Genomic DNA, 13653 nt, shown 5'->3' on the forward strand with positions numbered 1-13653 from the left:
GTTGTTCACCTACACCGACCCCCAGTTTGAGGGGGCGTTGCCGGCGATGAACAACCAGATTGAAGGCGCGACCAACGCGCCCTTGCGTCAACTGTTGCGCGACCACCGGGGAATGCGGCTGACCCGCCGGATCAAAGCGATCTTCTGGTGGTGCTACATGCACACCGAAAACCCGCTCCCACCAGCCCAGATCCTCAAAATCATGCCCACAGACACCCAGATTGAAGCCCAATGGGAACATGCCTCGCGCACACAGCCCGCAGCTGGTGTCATCCCTAGATGGGGCGACGCTATCGCCTGGCACGACCTGCACCATACAAGCCCCCACCGAAACAACTGGGACTAACCCTCCACCAACTCTTTTTGTCCTTTAACCCGTTTTTTGTTACCTCGGGCAGCCGTTTCCCTGAGTTGCCCAGGCCATCTAAGCTGGCGCCGTCGTCGTCGCCACCGCCCCGTCAGCTGGGCTTTTAGTCACCCAAGCAGCCCAGATTTGCGACAAAGCATAGCTGTTTGCACAGACATTTTCAGACCTTTCCCAGGTTCACTGGCGTCTACCTCAAGCTTCCAATGCAACTATTTTTCCGGTACTGCTCACTAATTTTTAGTAGGTATAATGCAGAAATTACGTAAATACGGGGTTTTCACCCTCGCTCTGGCAATGAGTGCCAGTGCGTTAATTCCGACTGCCGCCGCCTCCCCCAAGGCAAACGCCATCCTGCCGGCAGCTGCGTCGTCGGCAACCCCGCAGATGGTGGACATGACCACCTCCTGGTCCCCAGGCCCAGAAGCTAAACCAGCAGGTGCAGAGCCTAGGTAAGCAGGTCGCCCCGCAGATCACTGATTCTTGCAGCTACGTACCCCTGCCCCAGGACGCACGTCAGGGCTACGTTGACTACCTGAACACCTTGCGCGCCTTCAACAACATTGGCGCCACCAAGCTCAGCCCCAACGAGACCATTCACCGCGAAGCCCAGGAGGGCTCAATCGCGATGACCACCGCCAGCGGCATCAGCCACGGCCTAAAGCCTGAAACCCAGAAGGGAAACAGCCGTTTCCGTCCTGGCCCTAACGGCACCTGGCCTTGCAGCACCGCCGGTGGCGTCCGCTCCACCCTCTCTGGCCTGCTGTCTTGGACCACCTGGCAGTCCGCCACCATGGCCTACCACGCCGACAACCTGGCTGCCGACTCGGGCGTGCCCAGCTTGGGCCACCGCATGTACATGTTCAGCCCCAACCTGGTTTACACGGCTGTAGGCGCTAGCCGCTCTAGCTCCGCACGCAGCTCCAGCGTCAACCAGGTAGTGCTCTCCTACGCGCACGGCTCACGCTACGCTGACATGTCCTACGAGACCGGCTCTATCACCCAGCCTGACTCCAAGGTGAAGCGCCCGGCCACCATTGAATGGCCGGCTGCCGGCTACTTCCCCTACTCGCTGGTCAGCAAGGATGGCGAGTGGTCGCTTTCGGTTCTCAGCAGCGAGGCTAAGCTGCTTGAGGGCGCCCAGGTGGAAATCACCGCCCCCAACGGCACCGTGACTCGCCCCACGGCCCGCACCACCGGCATCAGCGAGTCCTCCGGCTACCAGAGCGTGGCTTTCGCAGCCCCCGCGCTTGTGGCCAAGCCGGCCGCCAACACGGTAGCCACCTACACCGTTAAGGTCACTGCTAAGGGCAAGTCCTGGACCTACCCGGTGCGTCTGTTCAGCTCGCTGAGTGGCGACGCGCTGTCCTCTAGCGCTGACAAGACCGCCCCGGTCTTCTCTATGCCCGCTACCTCCAAGGTGGCTTACGGCAGCAAGTTCAACCCGCTTGAGGGCGTTACCGCTTTCGATGACCGCGACGGCGACGTCACCAAGTCCATCACCGTGGTTAACAACCTGAACACCTCCCGTCCGGGCACGCAGACCCTGGTCTACCGCGTCAAGGACAAGGCTGGTAACTCCACCGAGTTCAAGCGCTCCGTGACCGTGCTCAGCCAGCAGGAAAGCAAGGCGAGCGTGTTCATTGTCGGCAATGCCGTGTCCAACCAGAACGCCGTCGTGCAGGTAAACGGCCTCAAGGGCGACTACCAGATCACCATCAAGTGGGTGACCACTAAGAAGCAGGGTAATTCCACATACTGGTACAGCTACTGGCGTGGTCCCTACAATGTCAGTGCTAACCTACAAACCCGCACCACTGTTTCGCTTAAGGACGTACCTTCTGGCGCAAAGCTAAGCGTAATCCTCAAGCAGGGTGGTAAAGACATTCTCACTAGTACTGAAGTCACTGTTAAGTGAGATTCTGATGCGATAAACCGGCGAATTTTGATAATTAAATTCGCCGGTTTACGTCTCAGATTATGAAAACTAGCCACAATTTCGCTTGGAGATGTGGCAAGGTTAAGGGTGGTTGTGTAGCTAATCTACATAAACTCCCGCATAGCAAGGAGAAACCAGTGCTCAAACCCAGTTTGAACCGGAGGAGGATCACGGCGTTTACGCTGAGCGTGGCAACTGCCTGCGCGCTTGCGGCTCCCGTTGTGGCATCTCCTACCGCAAATATTCCGTCAGGGACTTTCACTTCAGCCCTGCAGCTTGCCAATGGCACCCAGGCCACTAATGTGCCCGGCCACTGGCTAGTAACCCTGTCTGCGCCTTCGGTATCCAACGGTGGTAGCGCGTCCTCGATTGAAACCCAGCAGGACAAGCTCGCCGAGGCCATCAAGGACGCCGGCATCAACGCTAAGATCACCAACAACTACGACCAGGTCTGGAACGGTGTTTCCGTTTCCGTCAGCGACTCTCAGGCCGCTCAGCTGGCCAAGCTGCCTGGCGTTGTAAGCGTTCAGCCCGTTATCGAGGTTCCGCGTCCCGAGGTCAAGACCTCCAAGGACCTGACCACCAGCGAAGGTGAAACCAAGTACTCCTGGGGTGCTCCCCTGGGTATGACCAACGCTGACCGCGCTCAGAGCGAACTTGGCCTGACCGGTAAGGGCGTCAAGATCGGTATCATCGACTCCGGTATTGACATTGACCACCGTGAATTCGGTGGTACCGGCGTTTCTGGTTCCGGCACCTCCCGTGAAAAGGGCGACGGCGCCAAGGCTGACGGCGCTGTAGGCTTCCCGAACTCTCGCGTCATCGCTGGTTACGACTACGTTGGTGACGACTACGGCGCGAACGGCACCTACGACCCCAAGCCGGACCCGATTCCGGATGACTGTGGCGGTCACGGTACCCACGTTGCCGGTATTGCTGCCGGTGGCGGCGCCGCTGGTTCCAGCACCGAGGTTCGCGGTGTAGCCCCTGAGGCTTCCCTGGGTGCCTACCGTGTGTTTGGCTGCGACGGCAAGACCAGCACCGACATCATCATCACTGCCATGGAGCAGGCCACCAAGGACGGCATGGACGTAGTCAACATGTCTCTGGGTGCTGCCTACATGGTTCTGCCCGACTACCCCACCACCAAGGCCGTAAAGACCATGGTTGACGCTGGTGTGGTTGTGGCTATCGCTCAGGGTAACGACGGCGCCGACGGTCTGTGGACCCTGGGTGCTCCTGGTGCTGCCACCGAGGCCATCACTGTCGCCAGTGTGGACAACACCGTCGAAACCAACTACTACTTCACCGCTAGCGGCGTAGACAACAAGTTCTTCTACAACGTCGGTAGCAACGGTGGCGACTTCGCTCGCTCCAACGTTGCTTACCCGGTAGTTGCCTCCGGTGAGGCTGACTCTGAAGACGGCAAGCTGTGCACCGCCCCCAGCGACACTAATGCTTTCAAGGGCAAGTACGTGCTTATCCGCCGTGGTGGCTGCACCTTCGGTACCAAGGCCGCTAACGCTCAGAAGGCTGGCGCCGTCGGTGTAATCATCGACAACAACCAGGCCGGCACCATCGGCATGGACCTGACCAACGCGACCGACCCGGTAAAGATCCCCGCTGTTTCCATCACCCAGGCTGACGGTGACGCTCTGCGTGCAGCCCTCAAGGCTGACACCACTGTCACCTTCGGCGATACCTTCGGCGACCGCCCGGTCAGCACCGGTGGTCTGGTTTCGGACTTCTCCTCTTGGGGTCTGAACGGCAAGCTGGAAATGAAGCCGGATGTAGCCGCCCCCGGTGGTCTGATCTGGTCCACCTGGCCGCTTGACCACGGCGGTCCGTTCAACACCATTTCCGGTACCTCCATGGCTACCCCCTACACTGCTGGTGCAGCTGCCCTGATCTTGCAGGCACACCCTGAGCTCAAGGACGCCAAGAACGCCAGCACCAGTGAGGGCGTGCGCGCACGTCTGCAGTCCACCGGTTCTCCGCGTCTGTGGAGCGAGGGCAACGGCGACAAGACTCTGCTTGAGCCCACCGCCCGCCAGGGTGCCGGTCTGATCGACGTCTACCGCGCTGCTTCCACCAAGGTTCTGCCGAGCGTTTCTCGCCTGAACCTGGGCCAGCAGATTGCCGGTGAAAAGACCCACGAGATCACCCTGACCAACTCTGGTTCTGAGGCTGTGACCTACAAGCTTGGTCACGTGGACACCGTCACCACCACTGGTGAGTCCTCCAAGCCCACCCGTGGCACCACCAACGGCGCCACCGTTTCCACCGATGGCACCTCGGTAACCGTTCCGGCTGGTTCTTCCGCAAAGATTGCCGTCAAGGTCAGCGCTCCCGCTGGCATTGGCAACGGTGACTTCTACGGTGGTTACGTCACCCTGACCCCGGACAACGCCGCTCAGACCCTGCGCATCCCGTTCGTGGGTGTGGGCGGTAACCTGGCCGAGTCCAAGACCCTGTACAAGACCGGTCCGGTTCTGGCTACCGAGAAGCTGAAGGTTGTTAACAAGGCTGGCCACCAGTTCACCATGTTCAACGACCGTCCGCACGTCTACTTCAAGGCTGACGTACCGCTGATCCGCTCCGGTTTGGTGGCCATGCGCAAGACCGACGACGGCAAGTACGAGGTCCTGTCTGACAAGGTCTTCATCTCCATGAGTGACAAGGGTTGGAACCGCACTAGCACCCGCCTGGTGCGTTGGGACGGCTCCTACCTGGACGCTAACAACCAGCTCCAGCAGGCCCCTGAAGGTACCTACCAGCTGTGGGAGCTCAACGCCCCCGCCGGTGCCGACACCACCGTGCTTGAGCAGTACAACATCTGGATGAGCAACGACTTCACCATTGACTGGCGTCGTAGCGACTACCTGCCCACCATCGCCCTTAAGGCCAGTGGCGACGTTACCGCCGCCGCTACCACTGCCACTGCGGACGCTTCTACCTCTGACGCTGACCCGCGTAACGGCAAGCCTGAGGCAATGGTTGACGACAACGTCTTCACCTACGCTGTGGTTTCCTCTGGCGCCCCGATCACTCTGGACGCCGGCAAGGTCTACAACATCTCCAAGGTGCAGTACGTACCCAACCAGGGCAACGACGGCGTGGACTCCATGCCCGCCACCGGCTGGAAGGCCGAGGTCTCCGTTGACGGTAAGACCTGGACCGACGCCGGCTCTGGCAGCCTCAGCGGCGAAGCAATGGTTCCCCAGGACCTGACCCTCAAGTCTGGTGCTAAGGGCCGCTTCGTGCGCATCACCCTGACCAGCGACAAGGGCAAGGTTGGCGTAGCCGAGCTGCGCATCGCCGGTACCCCTGCTGGTGACGCTACCGCTGCTCCCACCGAGCAGCCCACCGCTGCTCCGACCGGCTCTGCCGCCCCCACCGCTGCTCCGACCGGCTCTGCCGCTCCGACCGCGCAGCCCACCGGCTCCGCTGCTCCGAGCAACCCGGCTCAGCCCACCGCTGCTCCGAGTGTGTCCGCTTCCAGCTCGGCTTCGGCCCTGCCTGGCAAGCCCAGCGGCAAGCCCTCTGCTCTGCCAGGTAAGCCCGGCAAGGGCGACGACAACCGCGAGCCGCTGGCCCGCACCGGTACCACCATCGCCATCGGCATTGGTGCGCTGGTTCTGGCCGCAGCTGGTGCAGGTGCACTGGCCCTGCGCAAGCGTCGCGACGCTGAGGCCGGTAGCGAGGCCTGATCTCGGTTAAGTCAACGCGGCTAACGCGTTGACTTAACCCCTGTGGGGGGCGGCTCGAAAGAGTCGCCCCCCACCTTTTTATTCTCAAAACCTAGTATGTCCAGCGTCACACCATTTGGATTTGCGCCCGCGCATATAGGTGTGTAAAGTTCTTTCTTGTCGGAAACGACATGCGCCCGTAGCTCAATGGATAGAGCGTCTGACTACGGATCAGAAGGTTGGGGGTTCGAGTCCCTTCGGGCGCGCCAGCAGCTCGCCGCCACTGTTTAAACTTTGGCCGCGGGCTGTTTTCAATTTTAGGGTTAATTCTCCCCTACTTTGTCGTAGCCCTACTTTCTGTAGAGATCATGAAAAAAATATCGGTTACCAGCAGGTACGTAAATTTTTTTAGTCGCTCCCAACAGCTGCCGGATCCTCTACCCACCACAGCTGGCGGTATTTGGCGCTATTTATACAAAGAATCCTGGCAAATTCTGGCCCTCTGCCTAGTTTTAACCCTGCTTCAAGGCATTGGGTTTGCCTTAATCCCCAAGCTGCTAGGTACCCTGCTCGACGACGCCCTCACCCCCGGGGTGAGCTTACGCGGCACAGTAACCGGGCTGGTTCTACTATGCCTAATAACCTCCCTGGTGGGTTCTTGGCGCACCTTAAACTACACCGCCTTAATGGTGATGCATGAGGCTTTGGTTATGCGTATGCTGCTAAGCAAAACCAGCCAGCTTGGTAGCGCCATGAAACGCGACATTTCCCTGGGTGACGCCGTGGCCACAACCGGTGACGACCCAGAAAACCTGGGATTGTGGATGGTGTCGCTGTGCAACCTGCTGGCTTATGTGCCCGCAATGATCTTGGTGATTTACCTGATGCTGACCCAGTCTCTGTCGCTGGGTTTAACCATCCTGGTTGCCCTGCCCATTATCACGGTGCTTATCAGCTGGATTTCCAAGCTAATCGAAAAACGTATCCGCACTATCCGTGAAGAAAACGGTGAGCTCACCAACGTAGCCACGGACGCCGTCGTCGGCCTGCGGATTCTACGCGGCATTGGCGGCGAGAACGCCTTCAACGAGCGCTACCGGGCCCAATCCCAGCGCGTTAAGCAGGCGGGCATTGAAGCCGCTCCTTCCCAGGCGGCCCTGGCGGTTTTCTCTGAGGCCGCCCCCACCCTACTGACCGCCGCCGTGGTGGCTTTGGGCGCTCAGCAGGTGCTCTCTGGACAGTTACAGCCGGGCCAGCTGCTGACGTTCTTTGGTTACACCAGTTTCTTGCTGCTGCCCATGCGGGCTATCACCGAGCTGGTGGTGGTTAACGCCTTCACGCGCGTGTCTATGCGTAAGGTGCTGCGCCTACTGAACATCCAGCCGCATGTAAACGACCAGGCCAGCCAGCCGCTTGAGCTTAACTCGCTAGGGGCGCTGCATGACAGCGCTAGCGGGATCACTATCGCCGGCGGTAAGTTAACTGCGCTGGTGGCCCCCTCCCCCGAGGTTAGCGCCGCCCTGGCCATGCGCCTGGGCCGTTTCGACGACGCCGATACTGTCACCCTTGATGGGGTAGATTTGCGTAGCCTGCCGCTGGATCAGGTGCGTCGCACTGTGGTGGTTTCACCTACCACCGCCCAGGCTTTTGCCGGCCCGCTCTACCAGGCGGTGCTGGGTAATGACGCCCCCAAGCCCCAGGCGCAAGACACCTTGGAGTTGGTGGCCCAGCAGGGGTACGCCAATTCGGGGGTGATAGCCACAAGCCCTGTTGCTGATCTGCCCAGCGAGCTTGAGGCACGCTCTCAGCAGGCTTTGGACCTGGCCCACAGCGATGACCTGGTGGATTCGGTGGGTGGCCTGTATGGGCTTTTGAATGAGAAGGCCCGCAATATTTCTGGTGGTCAGCGCCAGCGTCTGGCTTTGGCCCGCGCCCTGGCAACTGACGCCCCCGTGTTGGTGCTGCTGGAGCCCACTAGCGCACTTGATTCGCACACTGAAAACAATATTGCCGCCGATTTGGCTGCTGAGCGCGCCGGACGCACCACGGTTATTACTACCGCTTCGCCGCTGATTTTGGGGCGTTGCGATGAGGTCATTTTTATTGATGACGACGGCGCCGAGGTGGCTCGTGGCACCCACCACCAGCTGCGTCAGCAGGTGCCCGCCTACCGGGCAGTAGTGGAGCGCGCCCAGGGCATCCAAAGCGCCCAGCCAGCCACTCAGCCAGGCGCCCAGGCCGCCGTCGCAGCCCCCAGCAGCGAGCCGGCAGCCCCCAGCCAGGCCGCCGTCGCCGTCGAGAGCGCCCCCGGCAAGCCGGCAAGCGAGCCCAACCACGGACAGGAGCGCTGATGAAACGACTTCCTGTAGCTAACTCGCGCCAGTCGGGACGCGCTGCCGCCGGTCTGATGCGCCACCACTGGTTGGCACTGACTGGTGTAACCGCCGTGCAGCTGGCCGGGGCAGCCACCGGCGTGATGATTCCACGTATTGTGGGCAAAATCGTCAACCTAGTTACCTCCGCGAGCGCCACTATCCCCACCAGCGCTTTGAGCAGCCAGGTAACTACCCTGGTGGTGTGGGCTTTGGTGCTTACCGGCGTGGGCATGGTGTGTACGGGCCTGGGTGAGTGGAGTGCGCGCGTGCTGGGGCAAATAATTTTCGCCCAGCTGCGTGAAGATCTGCTGGCTAAAATCACTGGCCTACCCCTGGGGGTGATTGAGGCTGCGGGCACGGGTGACCTGCTGGGGCGCACCCAGCATGATCTGCGTTCACTACAGTTTGTGATTCAACGCGGTATTGCCCGGCTGATGACGCTGGCGGTGACCTTGGTGGTGACTTTAGCTGCGGCCACAATCACCGCGCCGCTGTTGAGCCTGGCTATTTGGCTGCCGCTGCTGGCCTGTATTCCGGCTGTGCGCTGGTATTTGCACTATGCCGTGCCCGCCTACCGTACGGTTGGCTCCCAGTACGCCACTATTGATGGGGTAATTGCTGAAAGTATTGACCAGATTGACACGGTTAGCGCCTTTAATCTGGGTGCGCGCCGTAGCCATTACCTGTTTACTCGCACTAAAGAGCTGTTTGCGGTGGATGTTTATGCCGGTGCGCTGCGTGGTAAGGCGTTTTTCTGGCTAAATATTTTCACTTTGCTCTCGCCCTTGGCGGTGTTGGTTTTGGGTCTGTACCTGCACCAGCATCAGCTGGTTGACCTGGGGGCAATCACTACTATGGCGCTGTATGGCCTTAACCTGCGCGTGCCGGTGTTTGATCTGATTGTGTGGCTTGATGAGGTGCAAAGCGCCACGGTTGCCTTTGGGCGTATTGTGGGCGTGGAGTTGGTGCCTACCGAAACTGAAACCACCGATAAGCTGCCTGAAGATAATCGTATTAAGGTGCGTGACGTCTCCTACGCTTACCGCGAGGGCCACCCGGTACTGCACCATATTGATTTGGATCTGGTTCCTGGTGAGCGGCTGGCTATTGTGGGCCCCTCGGGTTCTGGTAAATCCACGTTGGGGCGAATGCTGGCTGGTATTCACCCGCCCACTTCGGGTTCAGTGACTTTGGGTGGTGTGGAGGTTTCTCAGCTGCCTGAACACGTGCTGCATCAGGAAATTTCCCTGGTCACCCAGGAGCACCATGTTTTTGCCGCTACTTTGGGTGAAAACCTGCGCTTGGCTGCCGCTGAGGCTAGCGATAGTCAGCTGTGGCAGGCCCTGGATGCTATTGGCGCTACCTGGGCTCATGAGTTGGAGGCGGGTTTAGACACGCCGGTGGGTTCTGGCGGCCATGCGCTTAGCCCAGCCCAGGCCCAGCAGTTGGCTTTGGCGCGTATTGCTTTGATTAACCCGCATACGCTGATTTTGGATGAGGCCACCAGCCTGATTGACCCCACCACTGCTCACGCCACTGAGAATGCCTTGGCCAGTCTCATGGCGGGGCGCACTGTGGTGGCTATTGCGCACCGGCTTTACACTGCTGCCGACGCCGATCGGATCGCGGTGGTTATTGACGGGCGTATCGCTGAGCTTGGCAGCCACGCTCAGTTATTGGCGAGAAAAGGACATTATGCCAATCTCTGGAACGCCTGGCAGTCTGAATAGCAGTGCGACGCCGCCCGCTCGCCTCGGCCTGCTAGGCCCGCCCCGCTGCGTACCATCTGCACCCTTGTGTCGCGTCTAGGTACAGCAGCCCTAGGTGCAGCGGCCCTAGGCGCAGCGCGGTGGCGAGCGGGCGGCGTCGGCTCCAAGTACCAAGCGAAAATTACAGCTAAATAACAAGGTCGGGAACTAAACTTAAGGGGTTAACTCTTTTTAGTTGGGAGCAGCCATGCGCGCCTTGATTAAACCCGCCCCCGGCCCTGGCCTTGAGCTAACCGAGGTTCCTGAACCTTCACCTGGCTTTGGGGAAGTGAAGATCCGCGTGATGCGCACTGGCTTGTGCGGTACGGATCTGCACCTAGCCGGCTGGGATGATTTTGCAGCTGAAATGCTTAACCCACCCCAGACTTTAGGCCACGAGTTCTACGGTGAAATCGTAGAGGTGGGTCCGGGCGTATCCGGCATGGATGGTGTGGGTGAGGTTAACGGCCTGCGTCTAACCCCCGGCCAGCACGTGAGTGTGGAGGGGCATATTACTTGCGGTCGCTGCCGTAACTGTCGTGCTGGGCGACGCCACATGTGCCTGCACACTAACTCCATTGGGGTTAACCGCGACGGCGCCTTTGCCGACTATGTGGTTGTGCCCGCCGGTAACGTGTGGCTACAGGCTGACCACATTGACCCTGACCTGGGGGCTTTGTTTGACCCCTTCGGTAACGCTGTACACACTGCCCTGCAGTTCCCCCTGACCGCTGAGGATGTGCTGGTCACCGGCGCTGGCCCGATTGGGGTTATGTGCGCGGCTATTGCCAAGCACGCCGGGGCCCGCAATGTGGTTATCACTGATCTATCTGATTTCCGCCTGTCACTGGCTAAGGTGACCGGCGCCGTCACCGTAAACACCCGTGAGCAGGATCTACGTGAGGTTATGGCGGATCTGGGGATCACTGAGGGCTTCGACATTGGCCTGGAGCTGTCTGGTGCCCCCAGCGCCACCCGCCAGATGCTGGACGTGTGTAACTATGGGGCCCGCATCGCCATGCTGGGGCTGCCTAGCGCCAGCTATGACATTAACTGGAACCAGGTCATCACCCATATGCTCACTATTAAGGGGGTTTATGGTCGTGAAATGTTTGACACCTGGTACAAGGCTGACTTCATGCTGGGCTCTTCTCCCCAGCTGCGTGACCAGATCCGTTCGGTGATCACCCACCGGGTCACCCCGGAGAATTGGGCTGAAGGTTTCGACGCCGCCCGTTCAGGTAAGTGCGGCAAGGTCATTATTGACTGGACTGCCTGACCCCACCGGTGCGTCCAGGCGCCGCCCTTGCGGGCTTGCAGCTTTTGCACTTGCTAAGCGCGGCGCCGGCGCACCAGGGCGTGGCCCCACGCCACGCCCCCACCACCACTGCCACCGCCACCGCCACCGCCACCGCCAGCAACGCTGCTGCATAACCACATAATTATTCAAAGGGAAAGTTTCATGTTCACTTTTAAAGACGAGCTGGCCGCCACCTTGGCCGAGATCGACGCCGCCGGGCTGACCAAGCACGAGCGGGTAATCACCACCCCCCAGGGTGCCCACATCGCCACCACCGCCGGGGATTCACTAAATTTCTGCGCTAACAACTACCTGGGTTTAGCGGGCGACCCGCGTATCGCCCAGGCCGCCCATGAGGCGCTAGACCGCTGGGGTTTTGGCCTTAGCTCTGTGCGTTTCATTTGCGGCACCCAGACCCCCCACACTCAGCTGGAGGAGCAGCTCTCCCAGTGGCTGGGAATGGATGACACCATCTTGTTCTCCAGCTGTTTTGACGCCAACGGTGCCATTTTTGATGTACTGCTAGGCAAGGAGGACGCCATTATTTCTGACGCCCTCAACCACGCCTCCATTATTGATGGCGTGCGCCTGTGCAAGGCTCAGCGTTTCCGCTACGCCAACGCAGACATGGCTGACCTGCGCAAACAGCTTGAGGCTGCGAAGGCTAATGGCTGCAAGCGGCTAATGATTGTCACCGACGGTGTGTTCTCCATGGACGGCTACTACGCTCCCCTGCCTGAGATTTGCGATTTGGCCGATGAGTTTGGGGCCCTGGTGATGGTTGATGACTCCCACGCCACCGGTTTTGTGGGCGACACCGGCGCGGGCACACCCGAGCTTCTAGGGGTGCGCGGGCGCGTAGACATTTTGACCGGCACCTTGGGTAAGGCCCTGGGTGGGGCTAGTGGTGGTTACATTAGTGGCCCTAAGGAAGTGGTGGATTTGCTGCGTCAGCGCGCCCGCCCCTACCTGTTCTCTAACACTGTGGCCCCGGCTGTGGTGGGTGGTAGCGCTAAGGCGGTGGAGATTGCCCGCCACGCTGACGCCGAGCGCGCCCAGCTGCGTGCTAACTCCCAGCTGTTCCGTCAGCTTATGGCTGAAGCTGGTTTTGAGCTGCTGCCTGGTTCTCACCCGATCACACCGGTTATGTTCCCTGGTGACGACGGCGCCGTTAAGGCCGCCCGGATCGCTAGCGCAATGCTGGAGCACGGCGTGTATGTCACGGCTTTCTCCTTCCCGGTTGTGCCGCGCGGCCAGGCCCGTATTAGGGTGCAGCTATCGGCCGCCCACTGTGAGGCGGATGTGCATGCTTGCGTGGCCGCATTCATTGCGGCACGTGACGAAGTTGAGGCCCAGGAGAAGGAGACCGCTAAGTGAGTGAACCTACCGCTACGACGTCGGAAATTAAAACCACCGGCAGCAAAACCGCAGCTGAGCTGGAAAAGCAGCTGATGCGGGCGAAGCAGCTGATCGTGGTGCTGTGCATGGTGATCGCGCTGCTGCTGGGCGCTTTGGTGACGCTGTGGGCAGTGGGGGGCGATAAGGAGGCCACCACCGGTCAGGCTCAATCCACCGCCACCACGGGCACTCAGGCTGGCGCCGCTAAGAGCGACGTCGGCACTAACCAGACTCCCCAGGCGCTAAGTGAACCCACCCAGGAGGCCGCCAAGCAGGTGATCGCTAATGCCGCCCGCCGCCAGAGCGACGACCCGCGTGCTTTGGGGCGCCCGGACGCGAAGGTGACCATGGTGCTGTTCTCCGATTTTGCCTGCCCGTACTGCACGCAGTTCGCTAAGCAGGTACAGCCGCAGCTGCAGGATTTGATCGATAACGGTACTTTGCGTATCGAGTGGCATGATTTGGCGCAGATTAGCCCCACTTCCCCGCTGGCGGCCCAGGCTGGTTTGGCGGCGGCAGCCCAGGGTAAGTTCTGGGAGTTTGAGCGGGCGGCCTATGCCAGTGCGAAGGATGGCGATCACCCCACCTACACTGAGGAGTCGCTGGTGGCTTTGGCTAAGCAGGCGGGCGTACCCGACCTGACTAAGTTCAAGACTGACATGAACTCTCAGGCTAATGTTGATGCGGTTAAGAAGTCGCGTCAGGACGCCTATAACGTTGGTATTAACGGCACGCCTTTTGCTTTTATTGGCGACGCCGTCATGCCGGGTTATGTGGATGCGGCTACGGTTCGCGCCACGGTTTTGGCTCAATCCGCTAAGTCTGCCAAGTAGTTACATG

8 protein-coding genes, 1 tRNA gene and 1 pseudogene are annotated in these 13653 nt (G+C 60.2%); all 10 read left to right on the forward strand.

What is annotated here, in order from left to right:
• A pseudogene (locus HMPREF0045_RS11030) lies at window positions 1-346 on the forward strand (hypothetical protein); the annotation flags it as partial.
• A gap of 270 nt (window positions 347-616) precedes the next feature.
• Window positions 617-820, forward strand: a complete 204-nt coding sequence (locus HMPREF0045_RS10520; protein ID WP_005986674.1) for a hypothetical protein — start codon at window positions 617-619, stop codon at window positions 818-820.
• The gene (locus tag HMPREF0045_RS06495; RefSeq protein WP_005986676.1) at window positions 804-2282 is read left to right on the forward strand and encodes an immunoglobulin-like domain-containing protein; all 1479 of its coding nucleotides are present in this window, start codon (window positions 804-806) and stop codon (window positions 2280-2282) included. The genes HMPREF0045_RS10520 and HMPREF0045_RS06495 overlap by 17 nt, the downstream gene beginning before the upstream one ends.
• Before the next feature lie 242 nt (window positions 2283-2524).
• Window positions 2525-6013, forward strand: a complete 3489-nt coding sequence (locus HMPREF0045_RS06500) for a S8 family serine peptidase (RefSeq protein ID WP_196793404.1) — start codon at window positions 2525-2527, stop codon at window positions 6011-6013.
• 172 nt (window positions 6014-6185) lie between these two features.
• A tRNA-Arg gene (locus HMPREF0045_RS06505) sits at window positions 6186-6261 on the forward strand.
• A 99-nt stretch (window positions 6262-6360) separates the two neighbouring features.
• A complete protein-coding gene (locus tag HMPREF0045_RS06510; RefSeq protein ID WP_005986680.1) occupies window positions 6361-8343 on the forward strand; it encodes an ABC transporter transmembrane domain-containing protein in 1983 nt (660 codons plus the stop codon).
• Window positions 8343-10097 carry an ABC transporter ATP-binding protein gene (locus HMPREF0045_RS06515; RefSeq protein ID WP_005986682.1) on the forward strand — a complete coding sequence of 585 codons (1755 nt, stop codon included), beginning with the start codon at window positions 8343-8345 and terminating at the stop codon, window positions 10095-10097. The genes HMPREF0045_RS06510 and HMPREF0045_RS06515 overlap by 1 nt, the downstream gene beginning before the upstream one ends.
• Before the next feature lie 226 nt (window positions 10098-10323).
• Window positions 10324-11394 carry an L-threonine 3-dehydrogenase gene (gene tdh, locus HMPREF0045_RS06520; protein ID WP_005986684.1) on the forward strand — a complete coding sequence of 357 codons (1071 nt, stop codon included), beginning with the start codon at window positions 10324-10326 and terminating at the stop codon, window positions 11392-11394.
• A 183-nt stretch (window positions 11395-11577) separates the two neighbouring features.
• Entirely contained in the window at window positions 11578-12792 is a 1215-nt protein-coding gene (locus HMPREF0045_RS06525; protein ID WP_005986686.1) for a glycine C-acetyltransferase, read from the forward strand.
• The gene (locus HMPREF0045_RS06530; protein WP_005986688.1) at window positions 12789-13646 is read left to right on the forward strand and encodes a DsbA family protein; all 858 of its coding nucleotides are present in this window, start codon (window positions 12789-12791) and stop codon (window positions 13644-13646) included. The genes HMPREF0045_RS06525 and HMPREF0045_RS06530 overlap by 4 nt, the downstream gene beginning before the upstream one ends.
• Window positions 13647-13653 lie beyond the last annotated feature (7 nt).

This window comes from Actinomyces graevenitzii C83 (assembly GCF_000239695.1).
Taxonomy (GTDB): domain Bacteria; phylum Actinomycetota; class Actinomycetes; order Actinomycetales; family Actinomycetaceae; genus Actinomyces; species Actinomyces graevenitzii.

Excerpts from the sequence above, each read along its gene's own strand:
- tdh (WP_005986684.1), top strand. The coding sequence starts at position 10,324 with ATGCGCGCCTTGATTAAACCCGCCCCCGGCCCTGGCCTTGAGCTAACC.
- HMPREF0045_RS10520 (WP_005986674.1), top strand. The coding sequence starts at position 617 with ATGCAGAAATTACGTAAATACGGGGTTTTCACCCTCGCTCTGGCAATG.
- HMPREF0045_RS06515 (WP_005986682.1), top strand. The coding sequence starts at position 8,343 with ATGAAACGACTTCCTGTAGCTAACTCGCGCCAGTCGGGACGCGCTGCC.
- HMPREF0045_RS06525 (WP_005986686.1), top strand. The coding sequence starts at position 11,578 with ATGTTCACTTTTAAAGACGAGCTGGCCGCCACCTTGGCCGAGATCGAC.
- HMPREF0045_RS06510 (WP_005986680.1), top strand. The coding sequence starts at position 6,361 with ATGAAAAAAATATCGGTTACCAGCAGGTACGTAAATTTTTTTAGTCGC.